At 59.8% G+C, this 16223-nt stretch carries 20 protein-coding genes and 1 tRNA gene; 14 read left to right on the top strand and 7 right to left on the bottom strand.

Features of this window, described 5'->3' with window-relative positions; all coding sequences use genetic code 11:
- The first annotated feature begins 18 nt into the window (after window positions 1-18).
- A complete protein-coding gene (locus tag EK369_RS10645; RefSeq protein WP_127114225.1) occupies window positions 19-609 on the top strand; it encodes a riboflavin synthase in 591 nt (196 codons plus the stop codon).
- Window positions 610-798: 189 nt separating this feature from the next.
- On the opposite strand, the gene EK369_RS10640 is transcribed toward EK369_RS10645, so the two are convergent.
- Both EK369_RS10640 and EK369_RS10635 read right to left on the bottom strand, forming a co-directional pair.
- Window positions 799-1851 carry a proline racemase family protein gene (locus tag EK369_RS10640; RefSeq protein WP_127114224.1) on the bottom strand — a complete coding sequence of 351 codons (1053 nt, stop codon included), beginning with the start codon at window positions 1849-1851 and terminating at the stop codon, window positions 799-801.
- A 96-nt stretch (window positions 1852-1947) separates the two neighbouring features.
- Window positions 1948-2877 (bottom strand): DMT family transporter, encoded by a 930-nt coding sequence (locus EK369_RS10635; protein WP_235871399.1) that lies wholly within the window; start codon window positions 2875-2877, stop codon window positions 1948-1950.
- A gap of 239 nt (window positions 2878-3116) precedes the next feature.
- Here EK369_RS10635 and EK369_RS10630 point away from each other — a divergent pair, with 239 nt between their 5' ends.
- The 5 genes from EK369_RS10630 (at window position 3117) to EK369_RS10610 (ending at window position 6719) form a co-directional block, all read left to right on the top strand.
- Window positions 3117-3752, top strand: a complete 636-nt coding sequence (locus EK369_RS10630; protein ID WP_127114223.1) for an NUDIX hydrolase — start codon at window positions 3117-3119, stop codon at window positions 3750-3752.
- 111 nt (window positions 3753-3863) lie between these two features.
- Window positions 3864-4985, top strand: coding sequence for a 3,4-dihydroxy-2-butanone-4-phosphate synthase (ribB, locus tag EK369_RS10625; protein ID WP_127114483.1), 1122 nt, complete (start codon window positions 3864-3866; stop codon window positions 4983-4985).
- Window positions 4986-4988: 3 nt separating this feature from the next.
- Entirely contained in the window at window positions 4989-5540 is a 552-nt protein-coding gene (locus EK369_RS10620) for a 6,7-dimethyl-8-ribityllumazine synthase (RefSeq protein ID WP_127114222.1), read from the top strand.
- Window positions 5537-6004, top strand: coding sequence for a transcription antitermination factor NusB (gene nusB / locus EK369_RS10615; protein WP_127114221.1), 468 nt, complete (start codon window positions 5537-5539; stop codon window positions 6002-6004). Before EK369_RS10620 ends, nusB begins: the two co-directional genes overlap by 4 nt.
- Window positions 6005-6302: 298 nt before the next feature.
- Window positions 6303-6719, top strand: coding sequence for a VOC family protein (locus tag EK369_RS10610; RefSeq protein WP_127114220.1), 417 nt, complete (start codon window positions 6303-6305; stop codon window positions 6717-6719).
- An 89-nt stretch (window positions 6720-6808) separates the two neighbouring features.
- On the opposite strand, the gene EK369_RS10605 is transcribed toward EK369_RS10610, so the two are convergent.
- Window positions 6809-7618 carry a class I SAM-dependent methyltransferase gene (locus EK369_RS10605; RefSeq protein ID WP_127114219.1) on the bottom strand — a complete coding sequence of 270 codons (810 nt, stop codon included), beginning with the start codon at window positions 7616-7618 and terminating at the stop codon, window positions 6809-6811.
- A gap of 136 nt (window positions 7619-7754) precedes the next feature.
- Between EK369_RS10605 and EK369_RS10600 the strand changes: the two genes are divergently transcribed.
- The 3 genes from EK369_RS10600 to EK369_RS10590 all read left to right on the top strand — a co-directional run bounded on the left by EK369_RS10600 (window position 7755) and on the right by EK369_RS10590 (window position 9406).
- Window positions 7755-8114, top strand: coding sequence for an ArsR/SmtB family transcription factor (locus tag EK369_RS10600; protein WP_127114218.1), 360 nt, complete (start codon window positions 7755-7757; stop codon window positions 8112-8114).
- Window positions 8107-8514 carry an SRPBCC family protein gene (locus EK369_RS10595; RefSeq protein WP_164726964.1) on the top strand — a complete coding sequence of 136 codons (408 nt, stop codon included), beginning with the start codon at window positions 8107-8109 and terminating at the stop codon, window positions 8512-8514. Before EK369_RS10600 ends, EK369_RS10595 begins: the two co-directional genes overlap by 8 nt.
- Before the next feature lie 196 nt (window positions 8515-8710).
- Window positions 8711-9406 carry a nitroreductase family protein gene (locus EK369_RS10590; RefSeq protein WP_127114216.1) on the top strand — a complete coding sequence of 232 codons (696 nt, stop codon included), beginning with the start codon at window positions 8711-8713 and terminating at the stop codon, window positions 9404-9406.
- Here the strand turns inward: EK369_RS10590 and EK369_RS10585 are convergent.
- Window positions 9403-9714: a hypothetical protein gene (locus EK369_RS10585; RefSeq protein ID WP_127114215.1), complete on the bottom strand. Its 312-nt coding sequence runs from the start codon at window positions 9712-9714 to the stop codon at window positions 9403-9405. The genes EK369_RS10590 and EK369_RS10585 overlap by 4 nt on opposite strands.
- A 203-nt stretch (window positions 9715-9917) precedes the next feature.
- Between EK369_RS10585 and EK369_RS10580 the strand changes: the two genes are divergently transcribed.
- Window positions 9918-11510, top strand: a complete 1593-nt coding sequence (locus EK369_RS10580) for a zinc-binding metallopeptidase family protein (protein ID WP_206198072.1) — start codon at window positions 9918-9920, stop codon at window positions 11508-11510.
- Between the two features lie 206 nt (window positions 11511-11716).
- Here the strand turns inward: EK369_RS10580 and EK369_RS10575 are convergent, their stop codons facing one another.
- Complete coding sequence (locus EK369_RS10575) at window positions 11717-13231, bottom strand: trimethylamine methyltransferase family protein (protein WP_127114214.1); 1515 nt, start codon at window positions 13229-13231, stop codon at window positions 11717-11719.
- A 114-nt stretch (window positions 13232-13345) separates the two neighbouring features.
- Here EK369_RS10575 and EK369_RS10570 point away from each other — a divergent pair, with 114 nt between their 5' ends.
- Together EK369_RS10570 and EK369_RS10565 are read left to right on the top strand one after the other, a co-directional pair.
- Window positions 13346-13822, top strand: coding sequence for an MmcB family DNA repair protein (locus tag EK369_RS10570; RefSeq protein WP_127114213.1), 477 nt, complete (start codon window positions 13346-13348; stop codon window positions 13820-13822).
- Window positions 13812-13997 carry a hypothetical protein gene (locus EK369_RS10565; RefSeq protein WP_127114212.1) on the top strand — a complete coding sequence of 62 codons (186 nt, stop codon included), beginning with the start codon at window positions 13812-13814 and terminating at the stop codon, window positions 13995-13997. Before EK369_RS10570 ends, EK369_RS10565 begins: the two co-directional genes overlap by 11 nt.
- Window positions 13998-14004: 7 nt before the next feature.
- Here EK369_RS10565 and EK369_RS10560 read toward each other — a convergent pair whose 3' ends face one another.
- The gene (locus EK369_RS10560; protein ID WP_127114211.1) at window positions 14005-14193 is read right to left on the bottom strand and encodes a DUF6324 family protein; all 189 of its coding nucleotides are present in this window, start codon (window positions 14191-14193) and stop codon (window positions 14005-14007) included.
- Window positions 14194-14259: 66 nt separating this feature from the next.
- Here EK369_RS10560 and EK369_RS10555 point away from each other — a divergent pair, with 66 nt between their 5' ends.
- Together EK369_RS10555 and EK369_RS10550 are read left to right on the top strand one after the other, a co-directional pair.
- Complete coding sequence (locus tag EK369_RS10555; protein ID WP_127114210.1) at window positions 14260-14745, top strand: GNAT family N-acetyltransferase; 486 nt, start codon at window positions 14260-14262, stop codon at window positions 14743-14745.
- A 43-nt stretch (window positions 14746-14788) separates the two neighbouring features.
- Window positions 14789-14865: transfer RNA gene (locus tag EK369_RS10550), tRNA-His, on the top strand.
- 55 nt (window positions 14866-14920) lie between these two features.
- Here EK369_RS10550 and EK369_RS10545 read toward each other — a convergent pair.
- A complete protein-coding gene (locus EK369_RS10545; RefSeq protein ID WP_206198071.1) occupies window positions 14921-15862 on the bottom strand; it encodes an SMP-30/gluconolactonase/LRE family protein in 942 nt (313 codons plus the stop codon).
- Window positions 15863-16223 lie beyond the last annotated feature (361 nt).

Raw genomic sequence — 16223 nt, 5'->3', positions numbered from 1 at the left:
TTGGCGGGGGGAAAGCCCATGTTTACAGGCATCATCACCGATATCGGAACCATCCGTGAGTTGGAGAAACGAGGCGATCTGAGAGCCCGGATCGAGACCGGCTATGACACCGCCGGGATTGATATGGGCGCGTCCATCGCGAGTGACGGTGTGTGTCTTACGGTGATCGAGCTGGGGGACCATTGGTACGACGTTGAGATCAGTGCCGAGACCGTGTCCAAGACCAACCTAGGCGGCTGGCAGGTCGGCAAGCGGGTCAACCTTGAACGTGCGCTGAAAGTTGGTGACGAGTTGGGCGGCCATATCGTGTCGGGACACGTCGATGGGGTGGCAGATATTGTGGCTATGCAGGACGAAGGCGATTCAACGCGCGTCACCCTGCGCGCGCCGGAAGCTCTGGCAAAGTTCATTGCCCCCAAGGGGTCCGTGGCGCTGAATGGCACGTCGTTGACGGTCAACGAAGTCGATGGCTGCGAGTTTGGGATCAACTTCATTCCCCACACCAAAGAGATGACAACCTGGGGCGACGCCAAGGTTGGCGATCAGGTGAATCTGGAAATCGACACGCTGGCGCGCTATGTCGCGCGGCTGGCCGAGATGTCGAATTAACCTGTCAAAAGTGCGCCAAAACCTGCGTCTGTATCACGTCGGTTCAACGTCGGTATTATGTCGGTGTTTTGAACCGACACGCACTGTTGCGCGCTATTAACATGGCTTAAAGCGCGGTTAACCATCGGTTGCAGATTTTCTAGAAAATCTGCTGTGTGGAAAATCTTCTAGAAGATTTTCTCTGCCCGGCTACCACACGTCGCCGATGGTAAATCCGGTTTGAAACGGATCGTTTGGGTCAAGCGTCCAGTTTGTCGTGCCATAGATCCACCCCTGGCCCGACAACGTCGGCACAATCGCGGGGTAGGGGCCGACTTTGGTCTCTTCAACAATGCGTCCGGTAAAGGTGGTGCCCATGGGCCCCGCGTTGACAAAGTCCTGTCCGACATCAAGCTCCCCGCGTGCGTGCAGCACGGCCATCTTGGCGCATGTGCCCGTGCCGCAGGGCGAGCGGTCAAAGATGCCGCTGGCCGCTTGGGGATTGTCGGGGTCGAATGGCCCGGTAGAAAGGGTTATGACACCGCGCCCGTCCGTGGCGGGGTCAACAGGTGCCCCCCAAAGGTTTGTGATTGTAGGTCCGGTGATGTCGGGATTGTCCGGATGGGACACCGGCAACTGCTCGGCAGTGGCGTGGCGGATGGCCTCGGAGACGCGGACAATCTCGCGGCCATTGTCCGGGGCAAGAGAGATCCCCAAGTCATCCGCATTGGCCAGAACAAAGAACATGCCACCCCAGGCCACATCGACCTGCACCGTGCCGAGGCCTGCAACCTCGACCGGTGCATCCAGATGAAGCGCAAAAGCCGGGACGTTGCGAAAGGTGACGCGCGTGACTTTGCCGTCATGACACTCGGCACGCACCCGGATCAGACCTGCGGGGCTTTCCAGGGTCAGTTCGGTGATGGGTTCCACCATGGGCAGGATGCCGGTTTCCAAAAGAACGGTGGTCACGCAAATCGTGTTTGATCCGCTCATCGGCGGATATTCGGTTTGCTCCATGATGATAAAGCCCGCATCAGCCGCGGGGTGACTGGGCGGGACCAGGGCGTTGCAGCACAGCGCCGGATAGCCACGCGGCTCTTGCAACATCAGGGTCCGGATATCGTCATGGCGGGCCTGAAGATCCTGCATTTTCTCAAAGACCGTGGCCCCGTCGAGCCGGGGCATGCCGCCAGTGATAACGCGGCCCGGTTCGCCTTCTGCATGAGCTTCTACAGCAGTGAGCATTCGTGACAGTCGCATGGTGTGTCTTTCCTGAGTGCCGGGCGAGCCTAGATCGCCCGTGCGGTTCGGGGAAGACAGAAATTGACCTGCAGGTTTTGAATGCGGGCACACGCGTCACGTACGGAGGTGCTGGTCCCCGCGCAATCGCCCAAAGAGCCGCCCGTCAGTGACCGCAAAGCCGAGTGCGATAATGGCAAAACCGACCCAGGCCTCGGGTTTCATCTGTTCGTTCAGGAACATCACACCCAGGCCAATCGCAAAGGGCGGAATCAGCAGCGTCACCAAAAGAAGGTTGGCCGCACCGGCCCGCGCCAGAATGGCGAAGTAAAGCACATAGGCCAGTGATGTGGACAGAGCCGCCACGGCCAGAAGGGCGGACCAGGTGCCAAACGCCAGATCAAGACGTGGCGGGCCATCAACCATCAGAACAATTGGGATCATCAAAAGCGTGCTGCCCATCACCATGCCAAGTGCGTTCATCAGTGGCGGCTGACCGGCGAGGCCAACCCGCCCCCAAACCCCGGCAAAGGCATAGGACAGGGCTGCGCCCAGGATCGCGAGTTGCGCCAGGTTTCCAAGATCAAATCTGCGCAGGGCGTCTGGCCCCATGATAAAGGCCACACCGGCAAGGCCGAGGCCCGCGCCGATGATTTTGCGCGCCGTCAGGGGCTCGTCCTTCAGCAATAGCCCGGTCACCACCGCACCAAACATCGCAGTGGTGCCATTGAGGATCGACGCCAGCCCCGAGTTGATCTGGGTTTGACCCCAGAAGATCAGTGAAAACGGAATGGCATTGTTGAGCGCCCCCATGACCAGATACGCGCCCCAGATACGTGGCGCACGGGGGATGGGGATGCGTTTCAGCCAGACGATCAGGCCGAGGATCGGAGTCGCCCAGAACACCCTGTGGAGCGTGATCGTGAAGGGAGGAACTTCGCGCAGGGCGATTTCGGCAAAGAAAAACGAGCTGCCCCAGACGGCGGCCAGCGCGATCAGCATGACCGTGGCTTTGACATCCATGGATGGCGTTGGAGGTTTGGGCATTCGAAGGGGCTCCGGGTTGAATGGGTCAAGAACGTTATGATCGAGAGCGTGCGCCGCACGCGACCCGGTTCTTGCGGAAAGTGAGGCGCGTGGCATTGTCAGATTTGCGTGGGCCCTCGGGTCAGGGTCGTGTGTGGCCCCAAAAGACAGAGAACGTCGCGTCATGCCGCAAGGGACGGGTGACGCGCGAGGACCGGACTGGCTAACATGGCCGGATACTTACGGCTTTGGAGAGGTTCATGCAGTTTTCATCCTTTGATCCACAGCTGGAGGCCACGCTGCGCGACAGGCTGGGCCGGTTTGCTCCGGTGAAAGTGACACGGCCCGGTCTGCGACAGGCCGCCGTGGCGCTGGTGGTGATGCCATCGCCCAAGGACAACGTGCCCAGCGTGCTGCTGACCCTGCGCCCGGCCACGATGAACCGGCATGCCGGTCAGTACGCTTTGCCCGGAGGTCGGTTGGACGATGGCGAGACCGAGCTGCAGGCAGCCCTGCGCGAGGTGCGCGAAGAGGTGGGTCTGGACCTGGGAGAGGCGGATGTTCTGGGGCGACTGGATGATTTTGAAACCCGTTCGGGGTTTCGGATTGCGCCTTTTGTGATCCGGGGCGGGACCGCGCAGGATGTTCGACCGGACCCGGGCGAGGTGCAGGAGGTGTTTTTTGTGCCCTTTGACGAGTTGAACAGTCCCGACATTCCCGAAATGCGCGCGGCGCGCACAGGCGAGGCCCCCGTCTTTTCAGCCTATCTCCCAACGTTGGGCCACAACATTTTCGCGCCGACTGCCGCCATGCTCTACCAGTTCCGCGAGATTGCGCTGCGGGGGCGAGAAACGCGGGTTGCGGATTTTGAACAGCCCAGCTTCACCTGGTCCTAAGGATTTTCGCCCGTCCTGTCGCCTAAGCTGCGTTTTGGGACGCATGCCCCTCTGGTCTTCGCGGGCCTCATGGTCTATCCCGACCGCAACCTATTTGGCGAGAGTATCCGCATGTCTTTTGAAAAACCCGGCCCCGTTGAGCAATCCCTGAGTGGCGCGATCAGCCCGATCGAAGAAATTATCGAAGAGGCACGCCAGGGGCGTATCTATATTCTGGTCGATCACGAGGATCGCGAGAACGAAGGCGACTTTATCATTCCGGCTGAATTTGCCGATGCAGCGGCCGTGAACTTCATGGCCACCTATGGGCGCGGGCTGATCTGTCTGCCGATGACAGCCGAGCGGATTGACAACCTTGGTCTGCCGATGATGGCAGTGAACAACTCCTCACGTCACGAGACCGCCTTTACGGTGTCGATCGAGGCGCGCGAGGGCGTGTCGACCGGAATTTCCGCAGGCGACCGGGCGCTGACCATCGCCACGGCAATCAACGAGCAGAACACCATGGCGAGCATTGCGACGCCGGGCCATGTCTTCCCCTTGCGGGCCAAGCGCGGTGGCGTGCTGGTACGTGCGGGCCATACCGAAGCCTCGGTGGATATTTCGCGGCTGGCGGGGTTGCACCCGAGTGCGGTGATCTGCGAGATCATGAACGAAGACGGCACCATGGCGCGTCTGCCGGAACTGGTAGAGGTGGCGCAGAAGCATGGGCTGAAAATCGGCACGATCAGCGACCTGATCGCCTATCGCTCGCGCAATGACAACCTTGTGGTGGAAACCTCGCGGGAAACCGTGCAATCCGAGTTTGGCGGCGATTGGGAGATGCGTATCTTTACCGACCAGATCCATGGTGTTGAGCATGTTGTTCTGGTCAAAGGCGACATCACCACACCGGAGCCGGTTCTGGTACGGACCCACGCGTTGCACGAAGCCGGAGATGTACTGGGGTTGGGGCCAAAACCGGCGGATGAACTGCCCAGTGCCATGAAGAAAATCGCCGAAGCGGGGCGGGGCGTTGTCTGCCTGTTCCGCGAGCCGCGTCACAGCCTTTACGCCAATGAAGACGAAGGCCCGCGTACGATCAAACACACTGGTCTTGGCGCGCAGATGTTGTCGAACATGGGGCTTCGCGAGCTGATCCTGCTGACCGACAGCCCCGACACTGTTTATCTGGGCATCGATGCTTATGGTCTCAGCATCGTTGGCACCCAACCTATCCTGTCCGAGGAGTAACCCATGGCTGGCGCAGAAAAACACTATATCATGCCACGTCCCGACTTTGACAAACCGGTCAAGCTGGGGATCGTGATCTCACCCTATTACAAGGACATCGCCGACAACATGCTGGCCGGTGCCAAGGCCGAGATCGAAGCGGTGGGCGGCTCGTATGAGGTGATCGAAGTGCCTGGCGCGCTGGAAATTCCGACGGCCATTGGTATCGCCGAGCGTCTGAGCAATTTTGACGGCTACGTCGCTTTGGGCTGTGTGATCCGAGGTGAGACAACCCACTATGAAACCGTGTGCAACGACTCGAGCCGGGCGATCCAGTTGCTGGGCCTGCAGGGCCTTTGCATCGGGAATGGTATCCTGACGGTCGAGAACCGCACACAGGCCGAAGTGCGCGCTGATCCGGCGGATCAGAACAAAGGTGGCGGCGCAGCAGCAGCGGCCTTGCATCTTATCGCGCTCACCCGTAAATGGGGCGCCCAGCGCAAGGGTGTGGGATTCGTTCCCGACGCCAAGGAATACAAAGTCGCTGGCGAACTCAAGGACAACCCAACCGCATGAGCACCTCAGGCAACCAGAAACGACTGATGAAATCCGCCGCCCGGCTATATGCCGTTCAGGCGCTCTATCAGATGGAGCAATCCGGCCAGACCGTCGATCAGGTCCGGGTGGAGTTTCTGGAGCACCGCTTTGGCGAGCAGTTCGACGACTATGAGATGGTAGAAGGTCACACCGGGCTGTTTACGCGGACACTGGAAGACGCCGTGAACCATCAGGCGCTGATCGACCAGATGACCGATCGCGGGCTGGTCGCCAAATGGCCGATCGCGCGCATCGACCCGACATTGCGTGCGCTGTTCCGCGCTGCCGGCGCAGAGCTGACGCAATCCGATACGCCCCCCAAAGTGGTGATCAGCGAATACGTCGGCGTTGCCACCGCGTTTTTCCCCGAGGGGCGCGAGTCCAAGTTCGTGAACGCCGTCTTGGATCACATGGCGCGCGAGGCAAAGCCGGAAGCGTTTTGATCTCTGCCCCTTGCTGAACGCGGGCGCAGGCACTAGGTAAGCGCTTGGCGGGTTCTGCCCTTCTCGTGATACGGTTGCATTCCGGTGGCCTTAAATACTTCCGAGGGAGCTGGCTCTGTTCTGGTCCTGGCCTGATTACCTGGCGCCCACCTGTGCAAACAGGTCCTCGGGAATGAGATAACCCCACGGCTGCGTTTGCGGGCCCGCCACTTTTCATTACTATGTTGCTTGTCCATGTGCGTGCGCAATCACCCGATCAATGCGCGTCACCGCCTGGTTTCAATGAGGATGCCGCAACATGATTGCCTATGTCACTGTTGGTGCTGACGACATCGCCCGCGCGGAGCGGTTTTATTCAGCGTTCCTGCCAGCGCTTGGATACACGCTTGAAACGTACCAAGGGGACCTGAGTTACATTCCCCCCAAGGTTTCTGGTCAGATAGGCGTTTCACCGGATTTCTACGTCAAGAAACCCTTTGACGGTGGGTCAGCCTCGGCGGGCAACGGCACCATGGTAGCGTTTGAAGCGCAGAGCCAAAAACAGGTGCGTGACCTGCATGCGGCGGCGCTGGCAGCAGGAGGATGTGACGAGGGGCAGCCGGGGTTTCGTGAGAGCTATGGCCCGCAGTTCTACGTCGCCTACCTGCGCGACCCACAGGGCAACAAGATTGCCTTGTTTACCAGTGATCCAAACGAACCGGGGCGCGAGGGCTAGCCGAGCGGCCAGTGGACCTCCCCAGAGGTTGTAACAGTGACCGGTGTAGGTCGGACAAATTTGTCCGACCTACGGGCCGTCGTTTGGTGTCAGGCCGGTTTGCGCAAAACCAGCGTGTAACACATCGGCAGCCCGATATCTGCATGTTCCACGTTCCACCACATGTTCGAAATGTGCTCGGGCCGCTCTTGGAAGTGCTCAAGGGACAGGCCCGATTTGACGCCTGCCATGAGGATATCCGACATCTTGTGGCTGAACGAGGCGTTGGGTGTGGCGTCATAGCTCTCGCCGCCATAGTAATCCAGGCCGCTGTCATCAACATAGGCGTCGGTGCGGAAGTAGGAGAGCTCGAACGCGACCGGCGATCCCGCTGCACCGGGTTCCATCATCACGAGAACCGGGTGGTGTTCGTAGATGAATATGGCGCCACCGGGTCGGAGCAATTGTTCAATCGAAGCAAAAAATCCGTCGATATCAGGCATCCACCCCAACACGCCGATCGTGATGGTGACAAGGTCAAAGCTATGGTGGTACCGTTTGGGGATATCATAGGCATCGCAGCACACAAACTCGACCTCCTGACCCGCGGCCTGCGCCAGGTCGTTGGCCTGATCAATAAACCCCTGCGCGCCGTCAAAGCCCACACAGCGCGCAGCACCCATGGACTTTACCGACAATAACTCGCGTCCGTTGTTGCAGCAGACCTGGGCGATGTCCTTACCGGTGACACCCAGGTCTTGCAGGATCCCGGTTTCAATAGGGTCAAGAACCGAAAAGCCCGGGCGGCTGAAGGCCTCGCGCAAGTGGGCTTGGTTATGGCGGGCGTGGATGGGGGCGGCCTCTTGCCAGGCGACCAGGTTTTTTTGGGTAATGTCTTTGGTGGATGGAACTTGGGTCATAACGGGATGTGCCTGAACAAATGGGTTTCAGAAACCTTGCAGGCAATCTTGCCGGGGTGTCAAAACAGTTTCTCTTGACGTGATACTAAAGGGTATCATATAGATTCGATACCATAAGGTATCACATGGAGATCACATGCCTGACCACCTGCAACCCGCCTTTCGTGCTTTGGCCGATCCCACGCGCCGCGACATCCTGCGGATGCTGGGGGATAGGCCCATGACCATTGCCGAAGTCTCGGATCAGTTCGACATGACCCGCGCGGCGGTCAAGAAACATCTGGTGATGTTATCGGATGGCGGCCTGATCTCGGTTGAGGCACGGGGGAGAGAGCGGGTCAATTCGCTGAAACCGGAGGCCTTGAAGCCGGTGATGGATTGGCTTGGCTGGTTCGATCAGTTCTGGGATGTGCGCCTTGATGCCTTGAAAGCTGCCATAGAGGAAGGAAACGACAATGAACAAGCCACTGAACAACAGGGACCTCACGATGACTGACACAACCATTCGAAAATCCGTGTTTCTGGGGGTGGACAAAGCCCGTGTCTGGGACTTCCTGACAAAGCGCGAGCACTTGAATATCTGGTTCCACCCGCCGCAGGAGGATCTTGCAGAGGGCAAGGATTACCTTCTCACCAGTCAAAAGGACGGTGACCGCATGTGCTGGGGCAAGGTGCTTGAAGCGCGGCCGCATGACTATATGAAGTGGGATTTCACTGTGGGGCCGCTAAACGGCACGATGACCACGGTGGAATGGCAACTCGAGGCGGCCCCCGGAGGTACCCGCCTGACCTTGATCCATAGCGGTCTGCCAGAAAGCGGCGAAGGCTATGGCCTGGTCATGGCACTGGACAAGGGGTGGCACGGCTTCTTGCTCAATCTTCACGGGTTGGACTGAGAGCCGGGGTGCTCCCGCCCGTCTTCATGTCCTGCTGACGCAGGCCACTCATCCCGTTGGGCATAGCGCGGGCGCGGCGAAGCCGCGCCCGCGCCCCCCCGCCCGCCGCAGGCGGCAAGGCCGAAGGCCGCGCAGTTTTGCCTTGCATGCGCTTCAGCCTTGCCTAGGCTCGGCCCGACCAGAAGGACCGAGCATTATGTTTTCCCGAGATAAATTGAGCTATGATCCCGTCGCATTACCGGATCGACTGGATTACGAAGATCCCCGGATGCTGGCCGAGGCACAGGCGTTTTTTGACCAGATGGCCAGGCGCCACACGGTGCGTGACTTTTCGAGGCGACCAGTGCCTCGGGAGGTGATCGAGACCTCAATTCGTACCGCAGGGCGCGCGCCGTCAGGGGCCAACCATCAGCCGTGGCATTTCGTGGCCATTTCCGATCCGGCCATGAAATCCCGCATCCGCGCCGAGGCGGAAGAGGAAGAGCGCCGGTTTTATGCAGGTGGGGCCGGGGATGAGTGGATCAAGGCATTGGAACCGATTGGCACCAATGCCGAGAAGCCGCATCTTGAGCAGGCCCCCTGGCTGATCGTGGTCTTTGCCCAGAGGTATGGCGAATTTGCGGATGGCACGCGCTACAAGAATTATTATGTTCCGGAAAGTGTCGGGATTGCCTCGGGGTTTCTGATTGCGGCGTTGCATCATGCCGGGTTGTCAATGCTGACCCATACACCCAATCCGATGAAGTTCCTGAACGGTGCGCTGGGGCGACCAGTGTCGGAAAAACCGATCATGATCCTTGCCGTGGGCCACGCCGCAGAAGATGCCGAGGTGCCGTCGGTGGCAATGATGAAGAAACCTCTGGACGAGATTCTGACCGTGGTTGGTGACTAACGGCGGGGCTTAGCCTCGGCCTGTATTGGAATTAGCCTGGCGGGTGTCACGGGCAGATGCTCTTTCTTGCCGCCCCCCGGTGTATCGTCTTGGCGCATCCGCATGATGGTGATGGAAAATTGCACCCCGGCAAAGACGATGCCATTGAACATGAACAGCATGACCACAGCAACAAAACCCCCCGAGGTGGCGTTCACCAGATGCCACAGGTTGGCGACGTTGAACCACAAGAGCAACCCGACAAAGATGGCGGAGAGACCGAAACCTGCGAGAACCTGAAGGATGTATAGTCGGACGAGTTTGGGCATGATGGCCTCCTTGCCTTTCAGTTATATTCCGTCTGTCGAATGTGGCAAGGGGCAGGGCATCACAATCTGGTGTCGCAGGCCAAACCGGGCTTGTTGAATTCATCTCATCTGAGCGTGCAGAGATTTCAAACCCCTGTGGACTTGCCAGGGGCCGGGCGTGTCTCTACCCCTTGAAGACAAGCGCCAAACTGAAAGGAATTGCCATGACCACGCTGGACCAGGCCAAGAGCACTGCCCGAGACACGGTTGCCACGCGCATGGGTGACCTGTCGCAGTGGACCCGCACCATCTGGGACTATGGCGAGACCGCATGGCGTGAGTACAAGAGCTGCGCCTTTTACGTGGACCTCTTGCGCCGCGAAGGCTTTGAGGTCGAGGAAGGTTCCGGCGGGATGCCAACGGCCTTTTGCGCCACATGGTCGAACGGCGAGGGGCCGACCATCGGGGGGTATGCAGAGTATGACGGGATCCCGGGCAATTGCCAGGCGGCAGAGCCAAAACAGGGGCCGCGTCCGGGTCTGGGACCGCATGCCGGCGGCCACACGGACCCGCATTCGGCGCTGGGCATGGGGGCCTTGGGCGGGTTCCTCGCGACCAAGGCGGCGATGGAAAAGCATGACATCAAGGGCACGCTCAAGTTCTTTGGCGAACCGGCGGAAAAGGTGCGCGGGTCCAAGCCGATCCATGCCGCGGCTGGGTACTATGATGACCTTGACGCAGCGCTGTCGTTCCACCCGTTCTACATGGCGCCCTTGTGCAACACGGTCCGTTGGGACACCCATTGCGGGGTTGGCTATGGGGTGATTTACGAGTTCACCTGTGACACGCCCGAGACATGGATGGCGGGAGGAGATGGCTCTCCTATTCCGGCGAGCCATGCGGCGGCACGGGCACCGGGGGCGACGGATGCGTTGATGATGATGTACAACGCCGCCAAGGCCCTGCGCGAGCATGTGATGGCACCGGGCCAAAGCTGGTCGATGAATGAGACCATAATCAGTCACGGGCAGGCGACAGCGGACAATATCCCGGCGCAAATTGCGCAAATTCAATACTTTATCCGGATTTCCGAGGTGGAGGACGCGGAACATGTGATCCGGGGGCTGGATCATTTTGCCGAAAACGCTGCGCGCATGAACCACTGCTCGTGGCGGCGCCATTGGGTTGCAAAATCGCGCCCCGGTCTGGCCAACCACGCGATCTCGGCGGCCACCTACGCCAACCTTGAAACCGTGGGCGCGCCGGTTTGGGGGGAGGAGGCCAAAACATTTGCCCGGGCGATCCAGACCGAGCTGGGGCTGGAGCCGATGGCTGAGCCGTTCCTGCCGATGATCTCGGAATTGAAAGACCCTGAAGCCGCCGAAGCCGAGATGCGGCATATCCTGCCGCCGAGCCAACGACACTTTACCTCGGATGACTATACCGAGTTCTGCTGGCACGCCCCGACCGTACGGCTCTATATTGGCCGGCCGGCGCTGACCGCGCCTTCGGGGTTTGCTTATCCGGCCTGGGCGATGAACGCGATGGGCGGGCACTCGGCCTGCATTGATCCGATGGTTGAGGTGGCCGCGCAAGTTCTGGCCATGACGGCGCTGGATGTCCTGATGGACGCGGAACTGCTGGCCATGGCACAGGCAGAGTTCAGGGACCGTACCGGTGGTGGGGTCGGGGGCGACAAATGGATTGCGCCGCTGTGCGATCACGAACCGCCGATCCATTTCCGCTGGCCGGAATATGTCACCACGGCGCGGGGCGAGGATTGGGTGATCCCGACGGTGCCGCGGCAGGGTGATTAACAAGGTCTGAACCAGCGGAGCGTTCGTCACCACGGTGAGGTTTGCGACTCGGCCTGGAATCCCTAGGGTTAATGGCCAAAACCCACGTCTGTATCCTGTCGGTATCACGTCGGTATTGCGTCGGTGTTCTTGCGGCCATCCAGACAGGTTAACGCGGCGTGCGGTGTAGGTCGGACAAAATTGTCCGACCTACGCGAGGTCACTTCTTAATCGAGGATCGGGGCACCGCCTGCTTCGGTCGCCTTGGCGACAAACTCTTCGATCCGGCCTGCGCGTGTTTCGGACCCCTTGGGCGGCGTGTACTCGGCGAGAACCTGTTGCCAGATTTCGGTGGCACGGGCCTCTGCCGTCACCGCGCCATTCATCTCCCATGTGCCAAAGTTGTTCAGGTCCGCCACGAGAGGCTTGTAAAACGCCTCTTCATAGCGGGCCATGGTTTGATCCGTGGCAAAGAAGTGCCCACCGGGATCAACCTGGGCCAGCGCGTCCCACCCCAGTGCGTCGGCGCTGCCCTCGGGGCGGGTGCAGAGCTGGGCGATGATTTGCAGGGCTTCGACATCGTTGATGAACTTTTCAAACCCAAAGCTGATGCCACCCTCGAGCCAGCCTGCGGCATGAAACACCATTGTGGCATTGGCCATCAGGTTGCCCCAGAGCGCCTGATGTGTCTCGCCTGCGCCCTGCATGTCAGGAGCGTTGGAGGCCGCACCCGCCGCCCCGCGCCACGGCAGGCCGACGTGGCGACAAAGCTGCCCGGTGCCGATGCTCATCTGGATCTGCGCGGGCGTGCCAAAGGCAGGGGCGCCGGATTTCATGTCGACGTTCGAGCCAAAGCCACCGATCACCGCAGGCGCACCGGGGCGGGCCAGCTGGGTCAGGACCAGCGCGCCGAGAGCCTCGGCATGTTGCAGGATCAGGGCACCGGCCACCGTGACCGGCGCCATGGCACCAGCGAGGCAAAAGGGGGTGATCACGCTGAGCTGACCATGGCGGGCAAAATCGATCAGGGCCTGCGCCATCGGGCGGTCGAGCAGGCGGGGCGAGTTGGTGTTGACCACGGTGGAACACCAGGCGCTTTGGCGGAACGCCTCATCGGTCAGACCCAGTGCCAGCCGGATCATCTCGAAGCTTTCCGTGACCTGTTGCCGTCCGCGTCCCATGACAAAAAGTGGCTTGTCCGAGAGTGCCAGCTGCGCGCGCATGGTGGCGTAATGGCGCAGGTGCACAGGCACGTCCTGCGCCTCGCAAGAGGGGCCGACCTTGTGGATGACATCAAAGCTCTGGCACAGGCGAATAGCGTCCTCGAGGGCTGCAATAGTGCCTGGGCGGCGACCGTTCACGCGGTCGGTGATATTGGGACAGCCGCCGCCGGGGCCAAAGATCAGCGCGCCCTCTTCAACCGGGTAGCCGCGCGCGGAATTCGGGGCCTCCATTCGGAACGAAGCGGGGGCAGAGGCAATGGCCGCCTCGACCATATCGCGGCCAATGTGGACCATGTCATCCACAACCCGCGCACCGCCCCTGGCGTAAAGATCGCGGGCCTCGTCCAGCAGGACTTTGAGCCCCAGCTCTTCCAGAACACGCAGCGCCATCTCATGCATGTCGGCAATGCGATCGGCGCTGAACACGTCTTGCGGCTGAAACGGGTGGCGCAGGGCGCGCCATTCGGGTTTGGATTGCACGGGGCTGGGCTGGGCGCGCGTGGCGCGGCGGCGAACCATGAGGTCTCCTTATTAGGTGTTTGCCCTAGGGTATGGCAGGCCCGTACCAAGGCTGTCCTGTTTGCGACACGGGCAGGGCTTGATTTTTGTTCACGGATTGTTCACATTTGCCACATGACCGAATTGCTCCAACCCGGACAGCTGCTTGCGCGCGGTGTCAGCCGACATCTGCGCAGCCATGGTTTTGTTTCCATTGAGGAATTTGTGCCCGAGCGCGGGTTGCGGGTTGATGTTATGGCATTGGGGCCAAAGGGTGAGTTGTGGATTGTCGAATGCAAATCCAGCCGTGCGGATTTTCAAAGCGACAGCAAGTGGCAAGGGTATCTGGCGTGGTGCGACCGCTATTTCTGGGCGGTGGACACAGAATTTCCGACCGACCTGTTGCCCGAGGAAACCGGCCTGATCATGGCCGATGCCTATGACGCAGAGATCATCCGCATGGCGCCAGAGGACAAGCTGGCCCCGGCGCGGCGCAAGAAGATGATCCAGAAATTTGCCACCGATGCGGCCCGCCGTCTGCACCGCTACCGCGACCCGGGTGTTGCGGGTCTTATCTCATCCGAGAGTGAGGACACTGACAATGATGGTTAAGTTTTACTACCCCGATGGCGACTGGTGTTATCGGGCGATCCAGACCGTGCACGCGGTGTTCCACAATGACGAGGGCAAATTGATAGCCCGAGCCGAGCGCGGAGATCGCAGCGGTTATTACGAGTTTGAGATCAAGGCTTTTGAGCTGAAAGGGCCGGGTGAAATCCTGACCTGAGCGCCAGTTATTTCGCCACCTTGCGCGCAGCGTTGGCAGCTGCGCGGATTTCTTCGGCGATTTCTTCGGCTTCTTCGGGGTCAAAGTCCATTGGGATCTCGGTGCCGCCAGCTTCGATAAAAATGCGCACGAAACCCTGGTCGGTGGGTCCGATCTGCAGGTTGGCTTCGACGTCGCTTTCAGTATTGATGCCCATGGCGGTTCTCCTGTGGATCATCTTCGGGTAGCGTGAATGCAGCCCTTTGGCAAGACGGAGACAAGGATGAGTGGTGAGGTCAGGTTGCGCGCGTTTGAGGCGCAGGACGTGGATTGGCTGGTCGAGCGCCATGCGACGCTTTATGCGCGGGACGAAGGCTTTGACGATACGTTTGGACCGCTGGTGCGCAGCATTCTGGATGACTTTGTCGCAGAGCACGATTCGTCCTGCGAGCATGGTTGGCTGGCGGAACGTGACGGAGAGCGGCTGGGGACAGTTTTTTGCGTGAGACTCAGCGATGACGTCGCCAAGCTGAGGCTGTTTCTGCTGGTGCCAGAGGCGCGCGGCCTGGGGTTGGGTAAGACGCTTTTGACCGCCTGTATGAGCTTTGCACGGGCCAGCGGATACCGGCAAATGCAGCTTTGGACGCACGAAAGCCACGAAGCGGCCTGTGCGCTTTACAGGAAATCTGGTTGGCAGCTTGTGGACTCGAAACCGGTGCACAGCTTTGGTGTCGATCTTGTCGAACAAAGCTGGGAAATTACACTTTAGGCGCTTGCATTCGGGGCGCGGGTTGTCTAAATCGCCTGTGAGTGCCGCCTTAGCTCAGTAGGTTAGAGCGCCTGATTGTGGATCAGGAGGTCCCCCGTTCGAGCCGGGGAGGTGGTACCATCACCCCCCTTAGGGGCGGATGCAAACGGCGCAGGATGCGCCGTTTTTTGTTTTCTCAGGCAGTGTAGTCGAGCGGCAGTCCTTTGGTGGGCCATGTACCGTGGTACAAGACGCCCGTGCTCGAGGCCGTGATCCAGACATCCTGCATCTCTGGTCCACCGAAACAAAGGTTGGTGGTGAAGGGGTCCTGAACCTTAAGTTCAGACGTTTCGCCGGTTTTCGTATCAAAGGTGGTGATTCCGCCGCCTTCCATCGAAATGGTGCCGACGCAGACATTGCCGTCGGCCAGAACCTTGAGGCTATCCACCCAGTGAAAGCCGGACAGGGTCTGCACAGCTTTGCCGGGCATGTCGGGCAAGATGGTTTTTGCAACCTCGCCGGGGCCGGTGATTGCCAGCGCCCAGAGCCGCCCAAAGATCGTATCCGAGACATAAAGCGTGTCGCCATCTGGCGACAGGCCGACACCGTTGGGCGTGGTGATGGTGCAGACCTTTTTCAGAGGCGCGCCGTCGATGGTGCCAAAATACAGGCCGCCTTTCTGGATATGGTCGGGGTATTGCAGGCCGGTGTCGGTGAACCAGAAGCCACCACGCTTTTTGTCAAAGACGATATCGTCAGGCGTCAGCAGCGGCATGTCGGGGGTGCTTTTGTAGAGTGTCGTGACCGCGCCTGTTGCCAGATCGACGCGCTCGATCGCGCCGCTGGTGTAATCATCGCTGGGGCCCTTGGACGAAGGGATGCGCACGCCTTTCTGAATTTCATCGAAATCATAGACACCGCCGTTGTTGCAGATATAGGCGGCGCCATCCGGTCCGATGGCCGTGCCGTTGGGGCCGCCGGGAATATGGGCAATGGGTGTCACCGCGCCGTCTTTCCAGCGCGACAGGCTTTTTCCTTCGATCTCGACAAAAATCACGGAGCCGTCGTTCATGGCGACGGGACCTTCTGGGAACCCAAGGTTCCCGGCGACTGGTTTCAATTCCACGGTCAAAGTCATTGCTCCCCTAATCTGGTTGGTACTGAAATCTCGCGAGCACGCGGGGTTTCTGCAGGTTGGTCCCTAAGAGGTTGTGCCTATACCCATGGCTTAAACAAACAGAGACAATACATCTTTAGCGTAAAATCCCGTTTCGCGCTATCTTGGTGACTCAACATGGCACGCGGGCACGCGGTATCTCCATGTTTGTAAAGGGACTTTCACGTCGCAGTTTTCCTGAGATTTCCGCTGTGAGAACCGCGCGTGCTGTAAAAGGTGCACGCCGACGAAATGCTGCCCCGGTGATGTGGCGCAAAATCACAAATCTGGGTTGTGGCGCGGCCGGGTGGTTTTCGGAAAAATTGCGCGATTGCGATTTTCA

It is taken from the genome of Shimia sediminis, assembly GCF_003990645.1.
GTDB lineage: Bacteria > Pseudomonadota > Alphaproteobacteria > Rhodobacterales > Rhodobacteraceae > Shimia > Shimia sediminis.
This window is presented reverse-complemented; position numbering and strand designations above follow the sequence as displayed.

Coding starts and splice junctions, on each gene's coding strand:
- EK369_RS10630 (WP_127114223.1), top strand. CDS start 3,117: ATGCAGTTTTCATCCTTTGATCCACAGCTGGAGGCCACGCTGCGCGAC.
- nusB (WP_127114221.1), top strand. CDS start 5,537: ATGAGCACCTCAGGCAACCAGAAACGACTGATGAAATCCGCCGCCCGG.
- EK369_RS10555 (WP_127114210.1), top strand. CDS start 14,260: ATGAGTGGTGAGGTCAGGTTGCGCGCGTTTGAGGCGCAGGACGTGGAT.
- EK369_RS10585 (WP_127114215.1), bottom strand. CDS start 9,714: ATGCCCAAACTCGTCCGACTATACATCCTTCAGGTTCTCGCAGGTTTC.
- ribB (WP_127114483.1), top strand. CDS start 3,864: ATGTCTTTTGAAAAACCCGGCCCCGTTGAGCAATCCCTGAGTGGCGCG.
- EK369_RS10565 (WP_127114212.1), top strand. CDS start 13,812: ATGATGGTTAAGTTTTACTACCCCGATGGCGACTGGTGTTATCGGGCG.
- EK369_RS10610 (WP_127114220.1), top strand. CDS start 6,303: ATGATTGCCTATGTCACTGTTGGTGCTGACGACATCGCCCGCGCGGAG.
- EK369_RS10595 (WP_164726964.1), top strand. CDS start 8,107: ATGACTGACACAACCATTCGAAAATCCGTGTTTCTGGGGGTGGACAAA.
- EK369_RS10590 (WP_127114216.1), top strand. CDS start 8,711: ATGTTTTCCCGAGATAAATTGAGCTATGATCCCGTCGCATTACCGGAT.
- EK369_RS10570 (WP_127114213.1), top strand. CDS start 13,346: ATGACCGAATTGCTCCAACCCGGACAGCTGCTTGCGCGCGGTGTCAGC.
- EK369_RS10640 (WP_127114224.1), bottom strand. CDS start 1,851: ATGCGACTGTCACGAATGCTCACTGCTGTAGAAGCTCATGCAGAAGGC.
- EK369_RS10580 (WP_206198072.1), top strand. CDS start 9,918: ATGACCACGCTGGACCAGGCCAAGAGCACTGCCCGAGACACGGTTGCC.
- EK369_RS10545 (WP_206198071.1), bottom strand. CDS start 15,862: ATGACTTTGACCGTGGAATTGAAACCAGTCGCCGGGAACCTTGGGTTC.
- EK369_RS10645 (WP_127114225.1), top strand. CDS start 19: ATGTTTACAGGCATCATCACCGATATCGGAACCATCCGTGAGTTGGAG.
- EK369_RS10635 (WP_235871399.1), bottom strand. CDS start 2,877: ATGCCCAAACCTCCAACGCCATCCATGGATGTCAAAGCCACGGTCATG.
- EK369_RS10600 (WP_127114218.1), top strand. CDS start 7,755: ATGCCTGACCACCTGCAACCCGCCTTTCGTGCTTTGGCCGATCCCACG.
- EK369_RS10620 (WP_127114222.1), top strand. CDS start 4,989: ATGGCTGGCGCAGAAAAACACTATATCATGCCACGTCCCGACTTTGAC.
- EK369_RS10575 (WP_127114214.1), bottom strand. CDS start 13,231: ATGGTTCGCCGCCGCGCCACGCGCGCCCAGCCCAGCCCCGTGCAATCC.
- EK369_RS10605 (WP_127114219.1), bottom strand. CDS start 7,618: ATGACCCAAGTTCCATCCACCAAAGACATTACCCAAAAAAACCTGGTC.
- EK369_RS10560 (WP_127114211.1), bottom strand. CDS start 14,193: ATGGGCATCAATACTGAAAGCGACGTCGAAGCCAACCTGCAGATCGGA.